This is a genomic window from Archangium sp. Cb G35 (genome assembly GCF_001896145.1).
Classification (GTDB): Bacteria; Myxococcota; Myxococcia; order Myxococcales; family Myxococcaceae; genus Archangium; species Archangium violaceum.
Window position 1 is genome coordinate 264,522 of the sequence record NZ_MPOI01000003.1, and the last position, 24,186, is coordinate 288,707.

At 69.7% G+C, this 24,186-nt stretch carries 16 protein-coding genes; 10 read left to right on the plus strand and 6 right to left on the minus strand.

Annotation, left to right across the window (positions count from 1 at the left end):
• The first annotated feature begins 21 nt into the window (after window positions 1-21).
• Window positions 22-3,270 carry a type 2 lanthipeptide synthetase LanM family protein gene (locus BO221_RS11640; RefSeq protein WP_073560490.1) on the plus strand — a complete coding sequence of 1,083 codons (3,249 nt, stop codon included), beginning with the start codon at window positions 22-24 and terminating at the stop codon, window positions 3,268-3,270.
• A 37-nt stretch (window positions 3,271-3,307) separates the two neighbouring features.
• Window positions 3,308-3,553: a mersacidin/lichenicidin family type 2 lantibiotic gene (locus BO221_RS11645; RefSeq protein ID WP_073560491.1), complete on the plus strand. Its 246-nt coding sequence runs from the start codon at window positions 3,308-3,310 to the stop codon at window positions 3,551-3,553.
• 69 nt (window positions 3,554-3,622) lie between these two features.
• Here the strand turns inward: BO221_RS11645 and BO221_RS11650 are convergent, their stop codons facing one another.
• The 3 genes from BO221_RS11650 to BO221_RS11660 are packed head-to-tail and all read right to left on the minus strand — an operon-like array spanning window position 3,623 to window position 5,344.
• Complete coding sequence (locus BO221_RS11650; protein ID WP_073560492.1) at window positions 3,623-4,291, minus strand: SRPBCC domain-containing protein; 669 nt, start codon at window positions 4,289-4,291, stop codon at window positions 3,623-3,625.
• Window positions 4,288-4,941 (minus strand): 2OG-Fe(II) oxygenase, encoded by a 654-nt coding sequence (locus BO221_RS11655; RefSeq protein WP_073560493.1) that lies wholly within the window; start codon window positions 4,939-4,941, stop codon window positions 4,288-4,290. Before BO221_RS11655 ends, BO221_RS11650 begins: the two co-directional genes overlap by 4 nt.
• A 16-nt stretch (window positions 4,942-4,957) precedes the next feature.
• Window positions 4,958-5,344 (minus strand): VOC family protein, encoded by a 387-nt coding sequence (locus BO221_RS11660; RefSeq protein ID WP_233165921.1) that lies wholly within the window; start codon window positions 5,342-5,344, stop codon window positions 4,958-4,960.
• Window positions 5,345-5,449: 105 nt separating this feature from the next.
• On the opposite strand from BO221_RS11660, the gene BO221_RS11665 reads away from it, so the two are divergent.
• Together BO221_RS11665 and BO221_RS11670 are read left to right on the plus strand one after the other, a co-directional pair.
• Complete coding sequence (locus tag BO221_RS11665; protein ID WP_073560494.1) at window positions 5,450-6,709, plus strand: MFS transporter; 1,260 nt, start codon at window positions 5,450-5,452, stop codon at window positions 6,707-6,709.
• A 102-nt stretch (window positions 6,710-6,811) separates the two neighbouring features.
• The gene (locus BO221_RS11670; RefSeq protein ID WP_073560495.1) at window positions 6,812-8,809 is read left to right on the plus strand and encodes a P-loop NTPase fold protein; all 1,998 of its coding nucleotides are present in this window, start codon (window positions 6,812-6,814) and stop codon (window positions 8,807-8,809) included.
• Here the strand turns inward: BO221_RS11670 and BO221_RS11675 are convergent.
• Entirely contained in the window at window positions 8,785-9,315 is a 531-nt protein-coding gene (locus BO221_RS11675) for a hypothetical protein (protein WP_073560496.1), read from the minus strand. The two genes, BO221_RS11670 and BO221_RS11675, sit on opposite strands and share 25 nt — an antisense overlap.
• 155 nt (window positions 9,316-9,470) lie before the next feature.
• Here BO221_RS11675 and BO221_RS11680 point away from each other — a divergent pair, with 155 nt between their 5' ends.
• The 5 genes from BO221_RS11680 to BO221_RS11705 all read left to right on the plus strand — a co-directional run bounded on the left by BO221_RS11680 (window position 9,471) and on the right by BO221_RS11705 (window position 18,156).
• The gene (locus tag BO221_RS11680) at window positions 9,471-10,025 is read left to right on the plus strand and encodes a D-alanyl-D-alanine carboxypeptidase family protein (protein WP_073560497.1); all 555 of its coding nucleotides are present in this window, start codon (window positions 9,471-9,473) and stop codon (window positions 10,023-10,025) included.
• A 183-nt stretch (window positions 10,026-10,208) separates the two neighbouring features.
• Window positions 10,209-11,648 (plus strand): TolC family protein, encoded by a 1,440-nt coding sequence (locus BO221_RS11685; RefSeq protein ID WP_073560498.1) that lies wholly within the window; start codon window positions 10,209-10,211, stop codon window positions 11,646-11,648.
• Window positions 11,636-12,844: an efflux RND transporter periplasmic adaptor subunit gene (locus tag BO221_RS11690; protein ID WP_073560499.1), complete on the plus strand. Its 1,209-nt coding sequence runs from the start codon at window positions 11,636-11,638 to the stop codon at window positions 12,842-12,844. The genes BO221_RS11685 and BO221_RS11690 overlap by 13 nt, the downstream gene beginning before the upstream one ends.
• Before the next feature lie 6 nt (window positions 12,845-12,850).
• Entirely contained in the window at window positions 12,851-16,021 is a 3,171-nt protein-coding gene (locus BO221_RS11695) for an efflux RND transporter permease subunit (RefSeq protein ID WP_073560500.1), read from the plus strand.
• Between the two features lie 905 nt (window positions 16,022-16,926).
• A complete protein-coding gene (locus BO221_RS11705; RefSeq protein WP_198956099.1) occupies window positions 16,927-18,156 on the plus strand; it encodes an aminotransferase class I/II-fold pyridoxal phosphate-dependent enzyme in 1,230 nt (409 codons plus the stop codon).
• Between the two features lie 6 nt (window positions 18,157-18,162).
• Here the strand turns inward: BO221_RS11705 and BO221_RS11710 are convergent, their stop codons facing one another.
• Entirely contained in the window at window positions 18,163-19,731 is a 1,569-nt protein-coding gene (locus BO221_RS11710) for a DUF1570 domain-containing protein (RefSeq protein WP_073560503.1), read from the minus strand.
• Between the two features lie 97 nt (window positions 19,732-19,828).
• A complete protein-coding gene (locus tag BO221_RS11715; RefSeq protein ID WP_073560504.1) occupies window positions 19,829-21,382 on the minus strand; it encodes a DUF1570 domain-containing protein in 1,554 nt (517 codons plus the stop codon).
• A 118-nt stretch (window positions 21,383-21,500) separates the two neighbouring features.
• On the opposite strand from BO221_RS11715, the gene BO221_RS11720 reads away from it, so the two are divergent.
• Entirely contained in the window at window positions 21,501-24,110 is a 2,610-nt protein-coding gene (locus tag BO221_RS11720; protein WP_073560505.1) for a U32 family peptidase, read from the plus strand.
• Window positions 24,111-24,186 lie beyond the last annotated feature (76 nt).

Sequence of the window (24,186 nt, forward strand, 5' to 3'; positions counted from 1 at the left end):
ACTCCGGGGTACAGTCGCCCCATGCCCCGGAGCCCTTCCCTTCCTGGCTGGCCGAGCCAGGCCGCGTGGAGCCAGGCGCTCTCGCTCGCCGAACGCGCCCGCTCGCGGCAACTTGTGCTGCGGCCCCCCGCTCCGCTGCCCGAAGAGCTGGAACAGGCGAACCGGCGCGTGGCTCGCTGGCGGACCCAGGCCCCTTTCGACGACCCCTCCCTCTGGCATGAGCGGCTCGCTCTCGACGGTCTCGATGAGTCCGGTCTGCTCGAGCTCCTCGCGGCCCGGGCGGACCTCCTCTCCTCGCGGGAGTCCCCGCCGGAATGGCTCGAGTCGCTGCGGCTCGCTTATATGGAGGCCGAAGCCGGGCTCCCGGCCGCGCCTCTCTCTCCAGACGGTCTGCTGGCTCCCGTGGCTCCGCTCGTGCGCTGGGGCCATCAACGCCTCGTGGACGGTATGCGGCGGCTCGCTTCACCCGGGGAACCGCTCCGCTTCGAGCCCGAGGCGGTGGGCACCGCCCTGCTCCGTCAGCTCGAACGCCGCCTGAAGAGCCGGCTGGCCCGTCCCCTCGCGCTCGAGCTGCACATCGCCGGTCTCGAAAGCCGGCTCTCCGGTGACACGCCCGAGGCCCGCTTCGCCAGCTTCGTCGCCCGGACCCGTCAGCCAGCGGAGGCCCTCGAGCTGCTCGGGCGCTACCCCGTCCTCGCGCGCCAGCTCGCCGGCTGTGTCGAATCCTGGGTCCGCTTCGGCCTCGAGGTGCTCGGGCACCTGCAGCGCGACTGGACCGCGCTGTGCGAACGCTTCACCCCTGGAGCGGAGCCCGGCCCGCTGATCGCCATCGAGGGCACGTCCGGAGATCCGCATGCCGGTGGGCGCAGCGTGCTCGTGCTGCGGTTCCAACGGGGCTCGCGCCTCGTCTACAAGCCCCGTTCCCTGGCGCTCGAGGCCGGCTTCCACGCCCTGGTCCACTGGCTCTCGCCGCACCTCGAACTCCCGCTGCGGGCGCTCACCGTGCTCGACCGGGGAGACCACGGCTGGGTCGAGTTCGTCACCGCCGCTCCCTGTGACTCCACCGACGCGCTGGAGCGCTTCTACACGCGCCAGGGCATCCTCCTGGCGCTCTTCCACGTCCTCTCGGCCACCGACTTCCACCACGAGAACCTCATCGCCGCCGGCGAGCACCCCGTGCCCGTCGACCTGGAGACGCTCTTCCACCCTCCCTCGCCGCGAGCCCACGTAGCCAGCCCCGGTGACGACGGCATCGAGGAGAGCGTGCTCCGCGTGGGTCTGCTGCCTCAGCGCATCCTCCCCCTGGGCAATGGCGAGGGCATCGACATCAGTGGCCTCGGCGCGACACCGGGCCAGAAGTCTCCCACCGGCTCCCTCCAGCTCGTGGACCCGGGCACCGAGCGGATGCGCTTCGTCGCCGCCTCGCGGCACCTCGGCACGCCACCGAGCCGGCCGACCCTGCGCGGCGCCCCCGTGGAGCTGGTAGATCATCTCGAGGCCCTCGCCCGCGGATTCACGAGCACCTACCGCCTCCTCATGCGGCGGCGTGATGCCCTGCTCGGCGAGGACAGCCCCCTGAGCACGATGGCCGGCGCCGAGGTGCGGATGGTGGCACGGCCCACCCGCGCGTACGGCACCCTCCTCTCCGAGAGCACGCATCCGCACTACCTCCAGGACGCGCTCGAGCGGGAGCGCCTCTTCGACAGGCTGTGGTTGGGTGCGGCCGGGAATCCCTTCCTCCAGGCGTTGATTGCCTCGGAGCGGGAGGACCTGGAGCGGGCCGACATCCCCCGCTTCTCCACACGCGTGGACTCCCACACCCTCTGGGACAGCGCGGGACGTGCCCTGCCGGTGCGCCTCGAACAGAGTGGATTGGAGCGGGTCCGCCAGCGCCTCGCCGGCGCGAGCGAGGCCGACCTGGAGCGGCAACTGCGCATCATCCGTCAGGCGATTGGCCTGGAGTCCCTCGCACGGCGTTCCTCTCCGCGGCCCCGCTCCACCGTGGTGCCAGGCGAGGTGGCCGCCAGCCGGGATGCGCTCCTCGCCGCCAGCGCCGCCGTGGCCACGCGGCTCGCGGAGCTGAGCTTCCGCGGACCGGCCCAGGCGCGTTGGCTCGTGCCGCGCCGCCTCGAGGGCCGCCACTGGACGCTCGGCGAGACGGGGCCGGATCTGTACTTCGGCCTGTCGGGCATCACCCTGTTCCTCGCCTGGCTCGGCGCGGTGAGCGGAGCACCCCAGCACCGCGAGCTCGCCGAGGCCGCCGCCGCGACCCTGCGCGGTCAGGTGCGCTCCGCCTCGGGACGGCGGCCCACGCTGAAGCTGGACAAGGTGGGGGCCTTCGATGGCTGGGGCGGTGTCCTCTACGCCTGTACCCACCTGGGAGCCTTGTGGCGGGAGCCCGCCTTCTGGGACGAGGCGGAAGCCGCGCTCGAGCGTGTGTCTCCGGCCATCGACGCCGACGTGCATCACGACCTCCTCAGCGGCAAGGCGGGCTGTCTGCTCGGTCTGCTGCGGCTGGCCCGTCATCGCCCTTCCTCCCAGGCACTGCCGTTGGCGCGGCGCTGTGGCGAGTTGCTCCTCGCGGCGGCGCGGCCGGCGGGGGCGGGACTCGGCTGGCTTCCAGCGCGGGGTTCCTCGCAACCGCTCAACGGCCTGTCCCACGGGGCCGCGGGCATCGCCTGGGCGCTGTTCGAGCTCGGCGCGGCCACCGGGGACTCCCGCTACCGCGAAGCCGCGGAGGGCGCGCTGGCCTACGAGCGCGGGTGGTTCTCTCGCGAGCAGGGCAACTGGCCCGATCTGCGCGACGGCGGGCCGGAGGACGACGCCACCCGGGACACGGCGGGAGGCGCCGGACACTTCCTCACCGCCTGGTGCCATGGCGCCCCCGGCGTCGGTCTGGCCCGGTTGTCCGTGCGCCCGTACCTGGAGGACGCGTCCATCGAGCGCGAAATCGACGAGGCCGTGGCCACCACCCTGCGCACCGGCTTTGGCCTCAACCACAGCCTGTGTCATGGCGACCTGGGCAACCTCGACTTCCTGCTCGAGGTGGCGCGCGCCCGGGGAGACGGGGAGTTGGAGGCACGGGTGTACCGCCTCGCCCACGGCGTGCTCGAGAGCATCCAGCGGCAGGGGTGGCTGTACGGCACACCTGCTGGGACCGAGCCGCCGGGATTGATGGTCGGCCTCGCGGGCATCGGCTACGGCCTGCTGCGGCTGGCCGCGCCCGGCGAAGTGCCCTCGCTGCTGCGCCTGGCGCACCCTTCGGGCTAACATACCCGGAGCGGACCCCCCCGCACGGAGAGTCGACATGAAGCCACTCAGCACGGAAGACATCATTCGCGCCTGGCGCGACCGGGATTTCTACCTGCAGCTCGACGAGGCGCAGCGCGCTTCACTGCCCGCCCATCCGTCGGGCCTCACCGAGCTCTCGGACACCGATCTCGAGAGCATCTACGGCGGTTACGTCGCGGGCACCCACTATTCGCACTGCGACCCCACGGCCGACTGGTGCGATGACTGCAAGAGCAGCGACAGCTTCGAGCACGCGAAGTAAGCGTCTCCGGCGTCCCCGGGCCCTGCCCTCCTTCCAGGGCCGGGCCCGGCACGAAGTAGGGGCCCGCCTTCAGCCGCCACCCGAAAGCATGCCCTTCAGGCGCTCGCGAAGCACCGCCCCGAGCACGCCCGCCGTCTCCTCGGGCACGCGCGCGAGGTGCGTATAGAGCGTCTCCTCCAGTTGCGCGAGCGTCTCCGGCGGCACCCCGGCCTCCTTCATGCCGGCGAGCACCGTATAGGCCGCCAGGCCGAGCGGCTCGACGTAGCCCCCCGACTCCTCCCAGAACTCCTCGAAGCAGGGCACCGCTTCTCCAGAGGCGACGCGGATCAAACGCCCCACGTTGGCCTCCCAGTACGCCCGGTACGCCGCCAGGAGCTCGGGGCTCGAGACCGGACCCTGACGAACCTTGATGCGCGTGCCATCTCCGGAGGGCTCGAGCTCCATGGAGAGGCGCGTCGTGTCGCCGCCGAGCTCCCCGCCGTCCCAGGACAGTTCCATCATGAAGCCCCGGCCCGGAGACACCTTGAGGATACGGCCCGTCTGCGTCCGGAGGACCCCCTTCGCATCGAGCACGTTCACCTGGAACGGCTCGCCTGCTTCCGCGTCCCCCTGTTCCCCGAGACGCTGGCCACCCGGAACCGCCCCGTACCAGCGCCGCATCTGGAAGGGATCCTCGATGGCCTGGAAGACCCGCTCAGGACTCTGGGCCACCCACCACTCCATCGACAGCTCGCTCATATCATCACCGTTCCCGCCCGGGTCCGCAGCTCCATCCGAGGCACCCGCGCGAGCAGCTCCTCCGGCAGACGGTACTGCTCGACCACCAGGCTGATGCGCGCCGCCGAGATCTCCGGAGCCCCGGACTCGACCGCTATCACCTCGTGCGCCATGTCTCCCCGGAACGTCACCAGCGAGTTCGGCCGGGGTGCCAGCGCCGCCACCCGCTCACCCCGGTGATACAGCCGCAGTTCTCCTCCCGCGAGCTGCTCGGGAACCTGGATGTAGAGCACGCTCACGGCGACCGGACAGCCGATCGTGTCCCCGTAGTACATCATGCTCTTGTCCAGGTGGGCCTCCACCCCGCGCCCGTTCTGGATCAACAGCGGATTGAGCAGGAACGCGTTGCAGACCGGCAGCAGCGCGGCGTCGAGAAACGGAACGAAGGTCGGGAAGCGGTCCTTCACATCGGAGAGCGCCTCGCGCTGGAAGGTCACCGAGAAGCCATAGGTGCCCGAGAACTGGGACGTCAGGTTGGTCTCCCCGAGCAGGGAGGAGCCCAGGATGACCGAGCGCATGGCCTCGATGTCTGCGGGGGGCAGGGCATCGAGCTTGCGGTGGAAATAGGTCTGGAGGCGGAAGGCCCCGCCCCACGGCGGTTGGAAGCGCATGCGAGGGACTCCGGCCTCAGTCCATCTGGGTGGAGATCCACCACGTATTGCCCGAGGGATCCTTCACGCCACCGCGGCGATCCGGATCGCCCTTCTGCTGCGGCTCCTGGACGGAGACTCCACCCGCCGCGAGCGCGCGCTGGTACGTCGCATCGACGTCCGGGACATAGAGGTGGAGCCACACGGGAAACGCCGGGAAGGAGCCTCCACCATCGGAGAGCATGATCACCGAGTCGTCGATCCGCACCTCGACGTGCATGATCGACCCGTTCGGGCCGTCGTAGCGGCGCAGCTCCGTGGCGTCGAAGGCCTTCTTCAAGAAGTCGATGACGCGCTGGGCGCCGTTCACCATCACGTAGGCCGAGACACTCGGGTAACCATCCGGCTTGTAGGGTCGAGTCACGCGTGTTCCTCCGGGTGTGAATCCTATGCGGTCCAATCACTCCGGGAGTAGGGGGAAGGCCCGCCCCTGGCGCCCCCGGGCCGCTTCCAGCAAGCTGCGCCCGTCATGAAGCACCTGTTGGGGCGATTGAGGGCGGAAGTCCAGGCGACGGCGGGGGGACTGCCGGGCACGTACTGGTATCTCTGGACGGGAACGTTGGTGAACCGGCTGGGCGCCTTCGTGGTGCCCTTCCTGGCGCTGTACCTCACGCGCGAGCGCGGCTTCCGGGTGGAGGAGGCCGGGATGGTGGTGTCCCTGCACGGCGTGGGCGGCGTGCTGGCGGGGCTCGTCGGCGGGACGCTGTCGGACCGGGTGGGCCGGCGCAAGACGCTGGTGTCGGGGCTGTGGCTGGGCTCGGCGGCGATGCTGTCCATGGGCTTCGCGAAGGAGACCTGGCACATCTGCGTCTCGGCCTTCCTGCTGGGCCTGCTGGGCGAGCTGTACCGGCCCGCGGTGTCGGCGGCCATCTCCGACGTGGTGAAACCCGAGGACCGCGCGCGCGCCTTCGCCCTGCTGTACTGGGTCATCAACGTGGGCTTCTCCATCGCCCTGCCCCTGGCGGGCCTGGCCTCGCGCTTCGGCTTCCTCGTGCTCTTCGTGGCGGATGCCTGCACCACCTTCCTCTACGGGCTGCTCGTCTGGTGGAAGGTGCCGGAGACACGCCCCGCCCTGGCGGACCGGGGAGCCGAATCCTCCCGCCGGCTGCCCTCGCTGGCGCCCTTCCGGGACGAGGTGTTCCTCGCCTTCGCCCTGCCCCTCGTCCTCACCGCCATCATCTTCACCCAGGGCAACGTGACGCTGCCGATGGACCTGACCGCGCAAGGCATGTCACCCGCCACCTTCGGCACGGTCCTGGGCGTGAATGGCGTGCTCATCGTGCTGCTGCAACCCTTCGCCGGCCGGATGATGGGGCAGGTGCGGCGCGCGACGGCGCTGGCGTGGGCCTCGGCGCTGACGGGGCTGGGCTTCGGGATGTACGCGCTCGGCGCGAACCCGGGGCTGGCGGCGCTCGCGGTGGTGGTGTGGACGCTGGGAGAGATTGCCCAGGCGCCCGTGGCCTCGGCCGTGGTGGCGGACCTGGCGCCCCCCGAGCAGCGCGGCACCTACCAGGGCGCCTACTACATGCTGTGGGCCCTCTCGGCCAGCATCGCCCCCACGCTCGGCTCGTGGGTGCTGGGACACTTCGGCGCACGGGCCCTGTGGGGCGGCTGCCTCGTGGTGGGCTTGTTCGCCGCCGGCTGGCACCTGGCCGTCGCCGATGCCCGCCGCCGCCGCATGGCTACCCTGCGCCTCACCCGCACCGACGTGAGCGCCGCGCTGGACTGAGACACGGCGGGGGCTCGCCAGGCTCCCGAGCGAGTCTCCCCGTGGAGGCGGGCGTGCATGCCTTGCCCGGTCCGGAGTGTTCTTCCTCTTGGGGGGAAGCCCATGGCCGAGCCACCTCTCCGCCAACTGTTGTCCCTGGCGGATGACCCCATCGCGAAGGCGGATGACGACGAGCTGGAGCGGGCCGCGTTCGCGGAGCAGATCGTCAACGTCCTCGAGCTGGTCCGGGCCCAGCCCTCCAGCACGGTCCTGGCCCTCATTGGCCCCTGGGGCAGCGGCAAGTCCTCCGTCCTCGAGCTCGTGGCCGAGCGCCTCGCCCCGCTCGAGGACGAATGGACCGTCGCGCACTTCAACCCCTGGGAGCTCAGCAGCCTGGACGGGTTGATGTTCAACTTCTTCGAGGTCCTCTCCAGCGCCATGCCGGATGACTTCAAGGACCGCACCTTCCTCGACTCCTTCCGCGCCTACGCCAGCAAGCTCCTCTCGATGGGAGGGGCGATCACAGCCCCCCTGAGCTTCCTGACCGGAGTCGATCCAGGCAAGCTCGCCGAGGGAATCTCCAAGCTCCTCGAGCCTTCCCGCTCCGTCCAGAAGCTTCGCGAGCGGCTCGAGGAGACCCTGTCGAAGCTGCCCCGGCACATCCTCGTCGTGATGGACGACGTCGATAGACTCGCCCCCAGCGAGCTGCTGATGCTCTTCAAGCTGGTCAGGCAACTGGGGCGGCTGCCCAAGGTCTGCTACCTGCTCGCGTACGACGAGCAGACGCTGCTCTCGGTGCTCCAGGAATCGGAGCTGGCACGCAATAATCCCAGCCGTGCGCTCGCGTATCTGGAGAAGATCGTCCAGCTCCGCCTGGACCTGCCCATCCTGCATGAACATCATGCGCGCAGGATGGTCGATCGCAGCCTGGAGTCACTCCCACCGCAACCCCCCGCGGTGCAGGCCCGCCTCCTGGATCTCTTCGACAAGTGGCTGCTGCTCCGTCTGAGCGAGCCGCGGAGCATCAAGCGCTTCTTCGCTCAGGTCAGCGCCTACCTGCCCCTGGTAACGGGAGCGGTGGACCTCGCGGACTTCCTCGCGCTCACCTACCTGCGAACCTTCTACCCGCTCCTGTACCGGGAGCTTTACCATCGAAAATGCGAGCTGACCGTCTCCTCTGATGCGCAGCGAGCGAGGCGTGCGGCCTTCGAGCCCCTCCTGCTCGACACCGGCATCTCGGACGCTCGAGAACGGCAATCGCTCGAGCGCCTCCTGGACTCACTGTTTCCCGAGCAGCCTGGGAACGAGGAGGAGTTCATCAAGGGCAATCGGGTCAGCAGCAACGAGTCATTCGACCGCTACTTCTACTTCGGCGTCCCCCCGGGTGATGTATCGGATGCGATGCTGGCCCGGATGCTGGAGGCACTGAAGGAGCCCCCTCCACCCGGGAAACAGGACGAGCTCGCACTCGCGCTCCGCGCGCGGCTGGAACTGGTTCTTCCGAAGCTCATGGATCTGGAGCAGGAGCTGGATGTCGAGCAGCGGGTGCGGTTGCTCGTGATTCTCTCCCGGCTCTACCGGGAGCGGTTCGGGCAACAGGAGCCCACCCCACTCAAGGACAGGCTCCTCGAGCTGGGCGCCTTCGTGGAAATGGGATTGGACGAGGCCGCGGCCCGGAGGGTCCTCGATTCCCTCCCGGACCCGCTCGATAGGGATTATCTCGTCCTCACCTCGGCCCGGATTGCCTCGAGAGTTCACCTGGAGACGCTCTGGAGTGAGCTATCGAAGGCGTTCCCCGCCCGGCTGGAGCCGCTCCTTCAACAGCCGATGGGCGAGGTCAGGTGGTGCCTCGAGCTCATCTCCGCCTGGGCGCGAATCCATTGGCCCCAGAAGGTACAGGAGTGGTTCGAGGCACAGCTCGATTCCACCCGGACGAAGTGGACGTCCCAGGACCTCGCGCTCCACGGTGCCTCCATCCTCTTCGTGGTGGAGGCGCGCTCGGGGAGGAGGCGCATCCAATTCGATATGGACAGAGGTCTGCCCTTGTCACCCGAGCTGAGGAATCGACTCGATGAACTCCTCGAAAACGTGGGGTCTCAGCTGCCCTCGGATCCGGTATGAGGCCCCTGGGCAGCGGCCGAGCGCCGGAAGCCATACACCCAGGCCGCGGCCGCGCCGAGCGCCGGCAACACCACGGACAGGGTGAGCACACCGAACACGGCGTCATTCACGGGCTCGCCGGTGGCATCCACGCCGGACACGCGCAGAAACGCCTTCACCCCGGTGACGAACCAGTTGGCGAAGTTGGACACGATGAAGGCCCACGCGAGCCGGCGCTGGCCCGTGGCCCCGTAACGCAGCATCGGCAGCGTCCACGCCACGCCCAGCAGCAGGAAGGCCCCCATCAGCGCGTTGAGGTGCGAGGCGAGCGCGGCGTGGGGATCCGCGGGCACCTTGCCCGTCATGGCCGCGGACACGAAGCCACCGGTGAGCAGACCCAGCAGGGTGAGCCACGCGGCGGCGTGCGCCATCAGCCGCGCGGCGGGCAGCGGGGCGGGAATGGAGACAGCGGCGGGAGCGGGAGAAACCTCCTCGCTCGGGGGCACGGGACGCAGGGCGGTCGTCATGGAATGTCCCCACTCTAACGGGAGAGCAGCCAGACAGACGAGCCGAGGGCGGTTCGGAGCCAGCGGGCCATGCGGCGCCTGCCCGGCCGCCTGCTCGCATTCCGGGAATAGATGTGAGAGCAACCATCTCTGCCTCTCTGGACAGGAACCGCCTCATGCCGTTCCCGCCGCTGCGCTGGAGCCTTTTCCTAGCCCTCGTGTGCCTGCTCGTTCCCGGTCTCGCGCCCGGCGCGGACGTGAAACGCAAGCGGGCGAAGACGGCCACCGCCAAGCACCTCGTCGCCCTGCCCGGTGGCAAGTCGCTGCGCCGTGACGCCGCGGCCTCCTTCCTGCGCATGGCCACCGCGGCCCGCGGGGATGGCATCGGGCTCTGGGTGACCAGCGGCTACCGCACCCGCCGGGAGCAGCGCCTGCTCTACGAGCGCTACCGCAAGGGCCTGGGCCCCAAGGCCGCGCGCCCTGGCCGCTCCAACCACCAGCGGGGGCTCGCGGTGGACGTGGTCGTCGGCGACGAGGAGTCCCCCACCTACCGGTGGCTCGCGGCCAACGCGTGCCGCCATGGCTTCCGGCGCACGGTGCCCTCGGAGCCGTGGCACTGGGAGTACCGGCCCCGCACCACCCGCGCGCCCGCTCCGGGCACCGACTGCGCCGGCCAGCCCCTGCCCTCCGAGGAGCCACCTCGGACCGCCACCAAGGACCTCAGCAGCTGACGCCGGGAACACTCGCGGCCGAAGTGCCCACTGGCGGGCATCCGCCTCGCCCCGCTGTCGCATTCCTGCTCCAGGGTGACGCAAGTGCTCGCTAGCGAGCACCCGCAGTGTCCTGCTGTGTCATGAATGTCCTCCAGCCGGAGGCAATGCGGTGGGGCAGGCAGCAATGTGGGCGGTCCGTTTATGACCGCCCTCCTGCTCACAGCCCTGCTCTGGCACGCCGGTCTTCCCGCCGGTGCCCTGCCCGCCCAGACCGGACCGGGGACTGCTCCGCCGCAGCAGCCCGCGCCCGTGTCTCCGCCCTTTCAACCCGAGGTCTCCGATCCGCTGCTCGAGCCCGTGTCTCCGGCTCCGGTGCAGGTGGGCTCCTGGGACGAGGCGCTCGCGCTCCTGCGCCAGCAATCCACGGACCTGCGCGCCGCGCTGGCCCGGGTGGAGTCCGCCGCGGGACTGCGGCGCGTGGCGCTCGCCGGACTGCTGCCCACCCTCAACGGCTCGGCGGGTGTCCAATACAACGTGCTCGACCCCTCGACGGCATTCATCGGGGGCGGCATCGGTGGAGGCGGCATCGGTGGAGGCGTCGGCGCGGGCGGGGGTGACGGTCAGCGGCCCACCGCGCCCCTGGCCACCGCCACGGTGACGGCCTCCCTTCCCCTGCTCGACTGGGGCGCCATTCAATCCCTGCGCTCGGCCAACGCCTCCCGCCGCGCCGCCGAGCTGTCGCTGGAGGAGACGCGGCGCCAGCTCACCGGGGAGCTCGCCCGGGCGCTGGCGCGGGTGGCCTCCTCCGAGCGGCTCTCCGAGGTGAACCGCGTCAACCTGCGCTCCGCACTGGAGCGGCTGGCGCTGGCCCAGCGGAGGTTGGAGCTGGGGGCTGGCACCCAGTTGGACGTCGTCCGCCTGCGGCAGGACGCGGAGTCGGCACGCTCGTTGGTGGTGTCCGGGGACAACACGCTGCTGCAAGCGAGGGATACCCTGGCGCTGATATTGGGCCAGGAGCAGCCGGTGGGGCTGGCGCGCGGCGTGTCCCTGGAGGAGCTGCTGAATCGCGGCCGGGCGCAGTGCCAGAACCTCCAGGCGTTGGACCAGCGGCCGGACCTCGCGGCGTCGCGCGCGCAACTGGAGGCGGCCGGTCACGACGTGTCGGCGGCCCAGGCGCAGTACCTGCCCACGCTCGCGGCGCAGAGCACGGTGTTTGGCTTCACGGTGGACCCGGGCTTCGCGCGGGTGCCCGTCTGGAACATCGGCGCGGTGCTCACCCTGCCCTTCTATGAAGGAGGCGCGCGCGGAGGTCTCGTGCGGCAGGCACGGGCCCAGGAGGAGGCGGCGCGCCAGGACGTGGTGGCCAGGCAGCGCGGGGCCACGGTCGAGGTGAGGCAGACGCGGCGCGAGGTGGGCGTGGCGGGGGCGGAGCTGGAGATCGCCACACGGAACCGGGAGCTGGCGGCGGAGAACGACCGGCTCACCCGCCGGTCCTTCGAGGTGGGCACCGGGACGAGTCAGGACCTGGTGGTGTCCGCGGCGGCGCTGCGGCAGGCGGAGCTGAACCTGGTGGTGAGGGAGTTCCAGGTGTTCCAGGCGCGAATCGAGGCGTTCTTGGTGGAGGCGGCATGCGACTGGTGAGGTGGGGAGTGTGGCTGGCGGCCCTGGCGCTGGCCGGGTGTGAGCGCACACAAGGACAGGGAGGCCCCCAGGGAGGAGCCGGCGGCCCGGGAGGCGGCGGACAGCCCCTGCCGGTGGAGGTGATGGAGCTGCGGCCGGGCCCGGTGCGCGACACGGGTGAGTACCTGGGCACGCTCATCTCCCGCCGGAGCATCACCGTCTTTCCGCAGGTGGCCGGCTACGTGCAGCGCATCGCGGTGAAGCCGGGCCAGGTGGTGAAGGAGGGGCAGTTGCTGCTGGAGGTGGACCCGAGGCGTGAGCGCGCGGGCGTGCAGAGCGCCCGGGCCCAGCGTGCCTCGGCCCTGGCCCAGCGGGAGTTCGCGCGCAGCACCCGGCAGCGCGCCGAGCAACTGCTGCGCGAGGGACTCATGAGCCGGCAGGACTATGAGCAGGCGGTGGCCCAGGCGGCGGCCGCCGAGGCCAGCGCGCGCGGGGCGGAGGCGCAGCTGCAAGCGCAGCAGGTGGAGCTCGGCTACTACCGGGTGGAGGCGCCCTTCGCGGGTGTGATGGGCGACATCCCCGTGAAGATGGGTGATTACGTCACGCCGCAGACGGCGCTGACGAACGTGGACCAGAGCCGGGCGCTGGAGCTCTCCGTCTCGGTGCCGCCCGAGCGCGCCTCGGAGGTGAAGCCAGGCAGCACGCGGCTGGAGGTGCTGGACAGCGAGGGCCAGCCGGTGGTGAGCGCCCCCGTCTTCTTCGTGGCACCCACGCCCGACCCGCGCACGCAACTGGTGGAGCTGAAGGCGGCCTTCGACAACACGCAGGGGCTGCGCGCCGGCCAGGTGGTGCACACCCAGGTGGTGTACGCCACGCGCGAAGCGCTGCGGCTGCCCACCTTCGCGGTGACGCAGCAGAGCAGCCAGTTCTTCGCCATGGTGGCGGTGCAGGGCGATGGCGGGCCCATGGTGGCGCAGCGCCGGCCTGTGAAGCTGGGCGGGCTCCAGGGCAACTACTACGAGCTGCTGGAAGGCATGGAGCCGGGAACGCAGGTCATTGTCGGTTCGCTCCAGCAGCTACGGGATGGACAGCCCATCCAGCCCAAACCCGCGAAGCAGTTGCCGGGCGATGACTCCGGCGTGGGCGGCGGCGCGGACGCGGGTACGGGTGGAGCCGGGGACGCGGGCACGGCGCCGAGCCCAGACGGGGGGAAGTGAGCGCCCATGTTCTCCGACTTCTTCATCCGCCGGCCCATCTTCGCCAGCGTCATCTCCATCCTCATCACGCTGGTGGGAGCCATCTCCATTCCCAGCCTGCCCGTGGAGCAGTACCCGGAGCTCGCGGCGCCGCAGGTGACGGTGACGTCCACGTACATCGGCGCTTCCGCCGAGGTGGTGGAGAGCGCGGTGACGACGGTACTGGAGCGCCAGCTCAACGGCCTGGAGGGCATGCGCTACATCTCCTCCACCAGCAGCAACAACGGCACCAGCACCATCACCGTCACCTTCGAGCCGGGCCGGGATCTGGACGTCGCCGCGGTGGACGTGCAGAACCGGGTGGCCACCGCCTCGGCGCGGCTGCCCGCCGAGGTGAACGCGCTGGGCATCACCATCAACAAGACGCAATCGCAGCTGCTCATGTCCTTCGGCCTGTATGACGAGGCGCAGCGCTACGACACGGGCTTCCTCAGCAACTACGCGGACGTCTACATCCGTGACGCGCTGCTGCGCGTGAAGGGCGTGGGCGACGTGCGCATCTTCGGCGAGCGCCGTTTCGCCATGCGGCTGTGGTTGGATCCCACGAAGCTGGCGAGCCGGGGCCTCACCGCGCAGGACGTGGTGGGCGCGCTGCGCGAGCAGAACGTGCAGGTGGCCGCGGGCCAGGTGGGCCAGCCTCCCTCGCCGCGGGGGCAGACGTATCAAATCAACGTGCAGGTGCTCGGCCAGCTGTCCACGCCGGAGCAGTTCGGGGACATCGTCCTGCAGCGCGGCGAGGACGGCACGCTGGTGCAGATGAAGGACGTGGGCCGGGTGGAGCTGGGAGCGGAGAACTACAACCAGCTCCTGCGCTTCAACGGCCGGGACGCGGTGGGCCTGGGCATCTTCCAGCTCCCCGGCTCCAACGCGCTGGAGGTACGTGAGGGCGTGGTGGCCGAGCTGGAGCGGCTGAAGGCCAACTTCCCGCCGGGCATGGTCTACGAGAGCGCCTTCGACACCACGGCGGCGGTGCAGGCCTCCATCGAGGAGGTGCTCAAGACGCTGGTGGAGGCCATCGCGCTGGTCATCCTCGTCATCTTCATCTTCCTGCACGGCTGGCGCAGCATCCTCGTGGTGGCCACGACGCTGCCGGTGTCGCTGGTGGGCACCTTCGCCTTCGTGAGCGCGTTCGGCTTCTCGCTCAACACGCTGACACTCTTCGGCCTGACCCTGGCCACGGGCCTGGTGGTGGATGACGCCATCGTGGTCATCGAGAACGTCGAGCGCGTCATGGTGGAGGAGAACGTGGACGCGCGTGAGGCGTCGCACCGGAGCATGAAGCAGGTGGGCGGAGCGGTGATCGCCACGGCGCTGGTGCTCTCGGCGGTGTTCGTCCCGGTGTCCTTCTTCCCGGGCACCACGGGCACCATCTACCGGCAGTTCGCGCTCACGCTGGCCTTCTCCATCAGCTTGTCCGCCCTGGTGGCCCTCACCCTGTCTCCCGCGCTGTGCGCCCGGCTGCTGCGCGCGCACGAGGGACAGAAGTGGCGCTTCTTCCGCTGGGTGGACCAGGCGATGGATGCCTTCCGGCGCGGCTACGCGAGCTTCCTGGGCAAGCTGCTGCTGCCGGGCATGCGCTGGGTGGTGCTGGGCGTCTTCGTGGTGCTCCTGGGCGTCACGGCGCTGCTCTACCGCCTGACCCCCACCGGCTTCATCCCCGAGGAGGACCAGGGCTACCTCATCGTCGCCATCCAGGGCCCGGAGGGCACGTCGCTGGACTACACGCGGCAGGTGCTCATCCAGGCGGAGGAGGTGCTGCGCCAGCAGAAGGAGGTGGCGGACATCTTCACCGTGGGCGGCTTCTCGCTGCTGGGTACTGGCCCCAACTACGGCGTCCTCTTCATCAACCTCCACCCGTGGGAGGAGCGCGAGGAGAAGGAGCAGAGCGTGGCCGGGCTGGTCAACCGGCTGCGCGGGCCCTTCGCCGGCATTCCCGGAGCGCGGGTGCTGGCCTTCCAGCCGCCCACCATCCGCGGCGTGGGCAGCGTGGGTGGATTCGAGTTCGTCCTGGAGGACCAGCAGGGCAACCACACGCTGGACGAGCTGGCGGCGGCCACGCAGCAGCTCTCGGGGCGGGCCAACCAGTCACCGGACCTGCGCAGTGTCTTCTCGTCCTATACGGCGAGCACTCCGCTGCTCAACGTGTCGGTGGACCGGGAGAAGGCCAAGTCGCTCGGCGTGCCGCTGGACGCGCTGTACTCCACGCTTCAGGTCTACATGGGCAGCAGCTACGTGAATGACTTCACCTTCGCCAACCGCGTCTACCGCGTCTACGTGCAGGCGGCCATGCCCTTCCGCAACGAGCCCAAGGACATCTCCGCCTTCTACGTGCGCTCGACGCAGGGGCAGATGGTGCCGCTGGAGAGCCTGGTGAAGGTGGAGCCCGTCACCACCGCGCAGAACATCCAGCACTACAACCTGTTCCGCTCGGCCACCATCAACGGCCAGGGCGCGCCCGGTGTCAGCACGGGCCAGGCGCTGGAGGCCATGGAGGCCGTGGCCCGCCAGGGACTGCCGGCCGGCTTCACCTTCGAGTGGACGGGCCTGTCGCTCGAGCAGAAGCAGTCCGCGGGCAAGGTGCTGCTCATCTTCGCCCTGGGCGTCGTCTTCGTCTTCCTGGTGCTGTCGGCGCAGTACGAGAGCTTCGCCCTGCCCTTCGTCATCATGCTGGCGGTGCCGGTGGCCATCCTCGGCGCGCTCGGATTCCAGCTGCTGCGAGGGCTCGCCAATGACGTGTTCTGTCAGGTCGGTCTGCTGATGCTGGTGGGCCTGTCCAGCAAGAACGCGGTGCTCATCGTGGAGTTCGCCGAGCAGTTGCGCCATCAGGGCAAGAGCGTGGTGGAGGCGGCCATCCAGGCGGCGGACACGCGGCTGCGGCCCATCATCATGACGTCCTTCGCGTTCCTGCTGGGCGTGGTGCCGCTGGTGCTGGCCACGGGCGCGGGCGCCGCCTCGCGCAAGTCGCTGGGCACGGCGGTGTTCGGCGGCATGCTGCTGTCCACCTTCGTCAACCTCATCTTCATCCCCGTGCTGTACACGTTGGTGGAGACGGCCCGGACGAAGCTGCTCAAGCGCCACGAGAATGGCACCCCGCCTCCCACTCCAGGCGAGGGTGGACAGACGCATCGTCCGGCGTGAGCAAGAAATGACTCCAGGGACAGGCTCCCTGGAGTCAGCACCTGCCCCACCCATGCTCAGCTGGAGAGTTAGAGAACTACTTCTTGAGTCAAGCGGGGGATTGACAGAGACGTAACTCCTGGAGTCACATTTGCTCAGGCGGAGTTGACTTGGTGATGTGCTAACCGAACAACGTGGCACGCACCATCTAGGAGACCCTGATGTGCAGTGGCACTTGCGAATACCAGCGAGAAGCCGCTTGGAAGCATTTCGTCCAGTGGCGCGAAAAGGTCCGTCAGATAGCGTGGCAAGAAAGCTGGCTGGAAGGTTTCCGGGAGGGGTGGAGGAATGCCCTGCTGATAGTGCTTGAGGCCCGTGGCCTCCTGATGGACGAGCAGTCCCGTCAGCGCATTGCCGCCTGCTCGGACCTTGCTCAAATCGAGCGCTGGCTCCTCAAGGCCGTGTCCGTGCAGTCCGTGCAGGAACTCTTCGAGCCCTGACCCGCCTGACCCGCAAAAAAAAACAGCGACGGATGGGCCCTCTGGGGAGGCTCATCCGCCGCTCACCACAGCGGGACGTCAGAGGAGGAGGAGTTGACGGCCCGTGTCTCGGTGTAGGCACCTCTTAAGCACTCAGCGTGCCAGCGGCCAAGCGCTCGATATTGCTCGGAGTCCAAAACCGACCCGGTGCGTCAGGGCTCCACTTCCCATCCGGAAAATGTAACGCGCCGTGACAGATTTGCCTGAATCCATCGGCATTTCAGGGGTTTACACGCGAAATTTGCCACTGTCCCAGAATCGGTCACTTCTGTCCTGAGTCCGGACACCCGCCTTCTCCCGTGTCGTCCGCCGCACCGGGGGAGAAGCTCCAGCACCGCGGGACGGGGGGTGTTGCTACATAGACAGCGACCCTTGCCGAGGATTCCCGTGATTCCCGCCGCCAGGCACATCGAAAACGTCCGATACGCCATCCGCAACGTCGTGGCCGAGGCGAGCCGCCTGGAAGCCCAGGGCCAGCGCATCCTCTTCCTGAACATCGGCGACCCACTGAAGTTCGACTTCCGGACGCCGCCGCACCTCATCGAGGCGGTGCACCGCGCGATGCGCGACGGCCACAACGGCTACGCGCCCTCGGCGGGCATCCCGGCCGCGCGAGAGGCCATCGCCCGCGAATGCACGCGCATCGGCATCCCCGGCATCAGCCCCTCGGACGTGGTGGTCACCAGCGGCGCCAGCGAGGCGCTCGAGCTGGCCCTCACCGCCATCCTGGAGCCCGGCGAGCGCGTGCTGCTGCCCTGTCCCGGCTACCCGCTCTACAACGCCCTCATGTCCAAGCTGAGCGCCCAGGGCGTGCCCTACACCCTGGACGAAGAGCACGGCTGGACGTTGGACCTGGAGGAGATCGACGCGCTGTGCACCCCCGGCACCCGCGCCCTCCTGCTGTGCAACCCCAACAACCCCACGGGCGCGGTGCTCGACCGCAAAGTGCTCGAGGGGCTGCTGGAGATCGCCCGGCGGCGCGGACTGGTCATCCTCTCCGACGAAATCTACGACAAGCTGCTCTACGACAAGGACCACACGCCCACCGCGTCGCTGGCCACGGACGTGCCCATCATCACCTTCAATGGCATGTCCAAGGCCTACCTCGCTTGCGGCTGGCGCATGGGGTGGCTCGTCTTCTGCAACTCGCACCTCATGCCGGCGCTCAAGAGCGCGGTGATGCGGCTGGCGGATGCCCGGCTGTGCGCGCCCACCCCGCAGCAGTACGCCATCCAGCCCGCGCTGGAGGGGCCGCAGGACCACATCCCGGAGATGATGAAGCGGATGCGCTCACGGCGCGACCTCACGATCCGCCGCATCAACGCCATTCCCGGCCTGTCCATGGTGGAGCCCGACTCCGCCTTCTACGCGATGGTCCGCCTCCAACTGCCCGGCGTGACGGACGACGAGCAGTTCGTGCTGTCGCTGCTGCGCGAGACGGGTGTGCTCTTCGTCCACGGCAGCGGCTTCGGGCAGAAGGCGGGCACCCAGCACTTCCGGGTGGTGTTCCTCCCGCCGGAGGACATCCTCACCACCGCCTTCGACCGCCTGGACGCGTTCGTCCGCGAGCACTACGTGGCGGGAGGGCACGGGACTCCCGCCAGCGGCCCTCCCTGAGCCACCTCAGGGCGTGAGCTGGGGGACACAAGACGTGGGAGTGAAGGCCGCGAGCCGCGCGCGGAACTCCTTCTCCAGCGTCTCGTTCGGCTGCTCCTGCAGCATGTCGAGCGCCCGCTGCTCGGCGAGGATGGCTTCGGGGCAACGGCCGAGCCCCGCGGCGGCCATGGCGAAGGTATCCAGGATGAGGGCATTCCAGGGGGCCAGCTCGATGGCGCGCGACGCCAGCGGCATCGCCTCCGCGTAGCGCTGCTGGGTGACATACAACCACGCCAGCCCGTTGGCCGCGCTCGCATCCCCCGGAGCCAGCTCGACGGCCTTCTTGTACGCGGCCTCGCGCTCCGCCACCTCCGGCGGACTCCTGCCTACCCGCAGGGCCTCGCCCAGCAGCAGCCAGGCGCGCGCCTCGTGGGGATGGGCCTCCACCGCCGCGCGCGACAGGGACACCGTCTCCTCGGGCGAGGCATCTGTCAGCTGCACCTCGAGGGCGAGCATCCCCTCCGGCTCCAGCCGGAGCACCTCTTCGTACTCGGCGCGCGCCAGCTTCCGCCGCGCCGCCCTGTCCTCCTGGGACATGCCGGCGGCCGTCAGTGCCAGCATCCCTCGGAGGGCGTGGACCTCGGCGTCATCCAGCGTGCGCTCGGAGAAGCTGTTGGCCACGGGAGGCACCTGGACGGTGATCTCCTCGTAGGAGCCGCTCTGGAGGTACTCGAAGAGCCGCTTGTCGAGCCGGGCCGAGGACAGCTCGGGCAGCGCATCACGCTGGGAGGGGACGGGATCCTTCCCCTGCGCCAGCATCCCCTGGAACCGCGCGAAGGCGTCGGGCTGCGTGTTGTAGAGCCAGTGCACCAGCAGCCAGCTGCCCGAATAGTTGGTGGCGAGCTCCCAGTCCTCGAATTCGTCCCGCCGCCGGTCATCCCAGGCGAGCACCCGCTGCATGGACCACTCGTTGTCGCGCAGCAGCCCCCGCTGGGACAGGTCCAACACCTTCTTCATGAACACGGCCGAGTCGATGTGCGGGGTGCCCATGGTGGCGGTCCTGCCATCCTTGGACAGCCGCAGCGTCTCCAGGAACTCGGCCAGCCCCTCGGACAACCAGTGCGGCCGGCGGAGCAGGGTATAGGTGCTCAGGTGATGGGTGAGCTCGTGCTTCAGCGTGGAGGAAGACGCCTCCGAGAACCCCGAGAAGCGCTTCTCCCAGGTGTCCGGCGGGCCATGGAGAACGATGAAGGGCTCATCGCCCTGCAGGGAGAAGAACCCGGCGACCCTCCGGGGAAAGAGGTTCTCGAAATCCGAGCTCTGGCCGAAGACGTAGACGGTGACCCGGGCCATCTTCCGCGTGCTCGCGGAAGGCCACGCGGCCGCGAGGATGGCGGCGCGGGTCTGCTCCAGGTAGCGCGCCGCCTTGTTGGCCTCCTCGATGGGGAGATCGGTCTGCAGCGTGAAGTGCTCGCTCTCCACCTCCTGCCAGGGACGGCCGCCCTGCGCGGGACATTGCGCGAGACGGGGCCCCAGACAACCCGTGGACGCGATGAGAACGGCGAACAGGATGACGGCCCGAAGACTTCGGTGCATGGATGGAATCCCCCTCTGGAGCCCCCACAGCGATGGAGGAGGGCTCCTCCCCAGCACTCTACCGCCCACGCAACGGGCTCCTCATCCGGGGAAACCCTCACGGCGTGAGCTTGGGGACACAGGACGTAGACGTGAAGGCCGCGAGCCGCTCGCTGAACAGCTTCACCAGCTTCGGGTCCTGGGAGTCCTGCAACACGTCGAGGGCGCGCTGCTCGGTCAGGATGGCCTCCTCGCAACGGCCGAGCCCCGCGACCGTCATGGCGTAGGTGTCCAGGATGGAGGGATCCCAGGGTGCCAGCTCGACGGCGCGCGCCGCCAGCGGGAGCGCCTCCGCGTACCGCCCCTGGAGGACGTACACCCAGGCCAGTTCATTCGCGGGGCTCGCGTCATTCGGGGAGCGCGCGACGGCCTTCGCGTACGCGGCCTCCCGCTCCGCCAGCGTGGACGCATCCTGCCCCAGCACCCCGCCCAGCAACCTCCAGGCGCGGCCCTCCTCGGGGTGCGCCGCCACCGCCGCGCGGACGAGTGGCAACAGCTGCGCCTCGGGCACGTCGCCCATGCCCACCTTCAGCCAGATGGCGGAGAAGTTCGCCGGTTCCAGCCGGAGCGCCTCGTCCAGCTCGGTATGAGCCAGCGCCCGCCGCTCCTTCGATCCTTCCTTGGAGAGAAAGGACGCCGTCAGCGCCAGCCACGCCCGGACGGCATGGACCTCGGCGTCCCCCAGGGGGAGCTCGGTGGCGCTCGTCGTCACGGAGGGCACCTGCACGGTGCGCTCCTTGAAGGAGCCCCGGAGCAGGTACGGCAGCAGCATGCTGTCGATGTCGGCGCCGCGCAGGTCGGGGAATGCCTCCGCGAAGGACTGCCGGGGGTCCGCGCCCTTCGCCAGACGGGCCTGGAATTTCGAGAAGCCCTCGGGGCGGGTGTTGGAGAGCCAGTGCACCAGCAGCCAGCTCGTCGCGTAGTGGACTGAGCGCTGGTAGGGGGTGTCCTGGTCCAGCTTCCGCGAGTCCCAGTTGAACACGCTCCAGGCGGACCAGGAGAGCACCTGACGGTTGCGCACGAGTTGCAACTGGTAATCCATCCACGCCGCGGCATTCGGGGAGGGCTTGCCCACCGTGGCCGTCTTCCCGTCCTCCGACAGCTCCAACGTCTCGAGGAACTCGGCGAGTCCCTCGCCCAGCCAGCGCGGCTGGCGGAGCTGGAAGTAGGCACTCAGGTAATGGGTGAGCTCGTGCTTCACCGTGGAGAAGGAGCGCCCATCGGTGCGGGCCGACCACGTGGAGGGCGAGCCGTGGAGGAAGATGGAGAGTTCTCCACCGATCCGGGTGAAGAGCCCATCGAGACTGGAGGGAAAGAGGTTCTCGAAGTCCTGGCTCCTACTGAGCACGAAGACGGTGACCTTCTCCATGGGCCGGTCGTGGGCCTCGGGCCACGCGGCGGCGAGCAGGGCGGCGCGCAGCCGCTCCAGCCAGGCGATGGCCTCGTGGGCCTCCTGGGAGGGAAGGTCGGTCTTCAGGGTGAAGTGCTCGCTCTCCAGCGTGCGCCAGGGGCTGCCCCCGTCCGCGGGGCACCGCGCGAGCCGGGGTCCCAGACAGCCCGTCGAGAGGGTGAGAATCGCGAGCAGCAGGCCCGCGGCAAGGGTCTTGTGCATACGGAAACGTCCTTTATTCCAAGGGAGGCCCCGCGTGCGCCCCTCAGCCGCCCGGGGGATGGGCGGGGGAGTGCTCCGGGCGGGCACCGGAACACGGACCGCGTGTTATGGAGGCAGCATGCCTTCCCGACGTCCTGAAATCCTCGCACCCGCGGGAGACCTCGATTCACTGCGCGCGGCGCTCGCCAGCGGCGCGGATGCCGTCTACTTCGGGTTGGACGAGGGCTTCAACGCCCGCGCCCGCGCCGACAACTTCTCGCTCGAGCGGCTGCCCGAGACGATGGTGCTCGTCCACCGCGCCGGGGCCCGCGCCTACGTGACGCTCAACACGCTCGTCTTCGAGCCCGAGCTGCCCATGGTGGAGCGCATCCTGCGCCGCGTGGCCGAGTCCGGTGTGGACGCCCTCATCATCCAGGACCCGGCCATCGCCCTGCTGGCGCGCGCCATCTGCCCCCAGTTGGAGCTGCACGCCTCCACGCAGATGACGGTCTCCAGCGCCGAGGGCATCCGCTTCGCCCGGGGCCTGGGCGTCACCCGCGTCGTCGTGCCCCGCGAGCTCTCCACCACCGAAATCCGCCGCCTGGCCAGCCAGACGGACATGGAGCTGGAGGTCTTCATCCACGGCGCGCTGTGCATGTCCTGGAGCGGCCAGTGCCTCACCAGCGAGGCCTGGGGCGGGCGCTCGGCCAACCGCGGCCAGTGTGCCCAGTCCTGCCGCCTCCCCTATGACCTGGTGGTGGACAGCCAGACGAGAGATCTCGGCGACGTGCGCTACCTGCTCAGCCCCAAGGATCTGGCGGGCGTGCGGGCCGTGCCCGACCTGGTGGACATCGGCGTGCACAGCCTGAAGATCGAGGGCCGCCTCAAGGGCCCGCAGTACGTGACGACCACCGTGCAGGGCTACCGGCGGTGGGTGGACGGAGTCATCGCCGGCAAGCCGGATGAGCGCCAGCTCGAGAAGGACCTGGCCGACATGTCCCTCACGTACAGCCGGGGCTTCTCCAATGGCTTCCTCGGGGGCTCGGACCACCAGACGCTCGTCGAGGGCCGCTTCCCCAAGCACCGGGGCCTGTACCTCGGCCGCGTGCGCTCCGTGTCCGGCAAGGAGGTCTTCGTCACTCCCGACGAGCGTCCGTGGACCGGAGCGCTCGGCCTGGGCGAGCAGCGCCCCGAGGCGCCCAATGGGGCCATCTCCTCTCCCCTCCCCGGTGGCGAGCCCACGCCGGCCCATGTGGACCCGCGGCCGGGCATGGGCGTCGTCTTCGATGCGAACGCTCCCGAGGACAAGCACGAGCCGGGTGGCCCCATCTTCCGCGTGGACCGCAAGGGCCAGGGCTGGGTGCTGGGCTTCGGCCACCCGGGTCCGGACCTCGGGCGGGTGGCGCCGGGGCAGCGCGTGTGGCTCAACAGCGACCCGTCCCTCGTCCGCCGCACCGAGGGAATGCTCTCCCATGGCGAGCCCGAGGGCCGCATCCCACTCACCCTGAAGGTCTCGGGCGCCGAGGGAGCTCCGCTGCGCCTGCATGCGAGCGCCTGGGGACACGAGAGCTCGGCCATGAGCCCGACGCCGCTCACCGCGTCGCGGGGCAAGGGCCTGGACGAGGAACTGTTGAAGGACAAGCTGGGCGCCTTTGGAGGCACGCCCTTCACGCTGGAGAAGCTGGACTGCGCGGAGCTGCCGCCGGGCCTGCACCTGCCCGTGTCGGAGCTCAAGGCGCTGCGCAGGGATCTCGTCGCCGAGCTCACCGCGGCGGTGGAGCGGGGCCACAAGCGCACGGTGGTGGAGACGCCAGTGCTGGAGCAGGTGCGAGCCTCGCTGCTGGCGCACGTGCCCGAAGCCGCGGCCGAGGAGGCGCCGCGCCTGTTGCCGCTGTGCCGTAACGACGCGCAGTTGGAGGCCGTCCTGGCCGCCGGCATTCGCGAGGTGGAGCTGGACTGGATGGAGATGGTGGGCCTGCAGCGCGCGGTGGAGCGGGCGAGGGCCGCCGGGCTGCGGGTGACGATCGCCACGGTGCGCGTGCAGAAGCCGGGCGAGGAGGGCTACGACGCGCGCATCGACAAGCTGCGTCCCGACGCGGTGCTGGTGCGCCACTGGGGAGCGATGATGCACTTCCTGGAGCGGCCTGCGGGCCAGCCGCGCCCGGTGTTGCACGGGGACTTCTCACTCAACGTGACCAACTCGCTGACGGCGGCACACCTGCTGGGGCTGGGGCTGGACACGCTCACCTTCTCGCACGACCTGGACGAGACGCAGCTCTTCTCGCTGCTCGACCACACGCCGGCGGACCGCTTCGCGGTGGCGCTGCACCACCACATCGCCACGTTCCACACGGAGCACTGCGTGTACTCGCACACCCTGTCCAACGGGCGCGACTTCAAGAGCTGCGGCCGGCCGTGTGAGAAGCATCAAATCTCCCTGCGGGACCGGATCGGCCTGGAGCACCCGGTCATCGTGGACGTGGGGTGCAGGAACACGGTGTTCAACGCGCAGGCGCAGAGCGCGGCCTCGCTGGTGCCGAAGCTGCTGGAGCGAGGGGTACGCCGTTTCCGGGTGGAGTTCGTGCGCGAGTCCCAGGAGGAGGCGGCACGGGTGCTGGCGGCCTACCAGGAGCTCCTGGCGGGAAGAATCTCCCCGGCCGAGGCCGTACGCCGCACGGCGGTGCACGAGCAATTCGGAGTCACGAGGGGCACGATGAAGGTGTTGAGCACCCCCCCAAGTGCCCACTGAGCACCCTCCCCTGAGCACCCTCCCCTCGCCCCCCGGGAGAGGGACAGGGTGAGGGTGCCCGGACCCGTGCTCCCCA

Excerpts from the sequence above, each read along its gene's own strand:
- BO221_RS11710 (WP_073560503.1), bottom strand. The coding sequence starts at position 19,731 with ATGCACCGAAGTCTTCGGGCCGTCATCCTGTTCGCCGTTCTCATCGCG.
- BO221_RS11680 (WP_073560497.1), top strand. The coding sequence starts at position 9,471 with ATGCCGTTCCCGCCGCTGCGCTGGAGCCTTTTCCTAGCCCTCGTGTGC.
- BO221_RS11650 (WP_073560492.1), bottom strand. The coding sequence starts at position 4,291 with ATGAGCGAGCTGTCGATGGAGTGGTGGGTGGCCCAGAGTCCTGAGCGG.
- BO221_RS11685 (WP_073560498.1), top strand. The coding sequence starts at position 10,209 with ATGACCGCCCTCCTGCTCACAGCCCTGCTCTGGCACGCCGGTCTTCCC.
- BO221_RS11715 (WP_073560504.1), bottom strand. The coding sequence starts at position 21,382 with ATGCACAAGACCCTTGCCGCGGGCCTGCTGCTCGCGATTCTCACCCTC.
- BO221_RS11640 (WP_073560490.1), top strand. The coding sequence starts at position 22 with ATGCCCCGGAGCCCTTCCCTTCCTGGCTGGCCGAGCCAGGCCGCGTGG.
- BO221_RS11695 (WP_073560500.1), top strand. The coding sequence starts at position 12,851 with ATGTTCTCCGACTTCTTCATCCGCCGGCCCATCTTCGCCAGCGTCATC.
- BO221_RS11670 (WP_073560495.1), top strand. The coding sequence starts at position 6,812 with ATGGCCGAGCCACCTCTCCGCCAACTGTTGTCCCTGGCGGATGACCCC.
- BO221_RS11675 (WP_073560496.1), bottom strand. The coding sequence starts at position 9,315 with ATGACGACCGCCCTGCGTCCCGTGCCCCCGAGCGAGGAGGTTTCTCCC.
- BO221_RS11645 (WP_073560491.1), top strand. The coding sequence starts at position 3,308 with ATGAAGCCACTCAGCACGGAAGACATCATTCGCGCCTGGCGCGACCGG.
- BO221_RS11655 (WP_073560493.1), bottom strand. The coding sequence starts at position 4,941 with ATGCGCTTCCAACCGCCGTGGGGCGGGGCCTTCCGCCTCCAGACCTAT.
- BO221_RS11720 (WP_073560505.1), top strand. The coding sequence starts at position 21,501 with ATGCCTTCCCGACGTCCTGAAATCCTCGCACCCGCGGGAGACCTCGAT.
- BO221_RS11690 (WP_073560499.1), top strand. The coding sequence starts at position 11,636 with ATGCGACTGGTGAGGTGGGGAGTGTGGCTGGCGGCCCTGGCGCTGGCC.
- BO221_RS11665 (WP_073560494.1), top strand. The coding sequence starts at position 5,450 with ATGAAGCACCTGTTGGGGCGATTGAGGGCGGAAGTCCAGGCGACGGCG.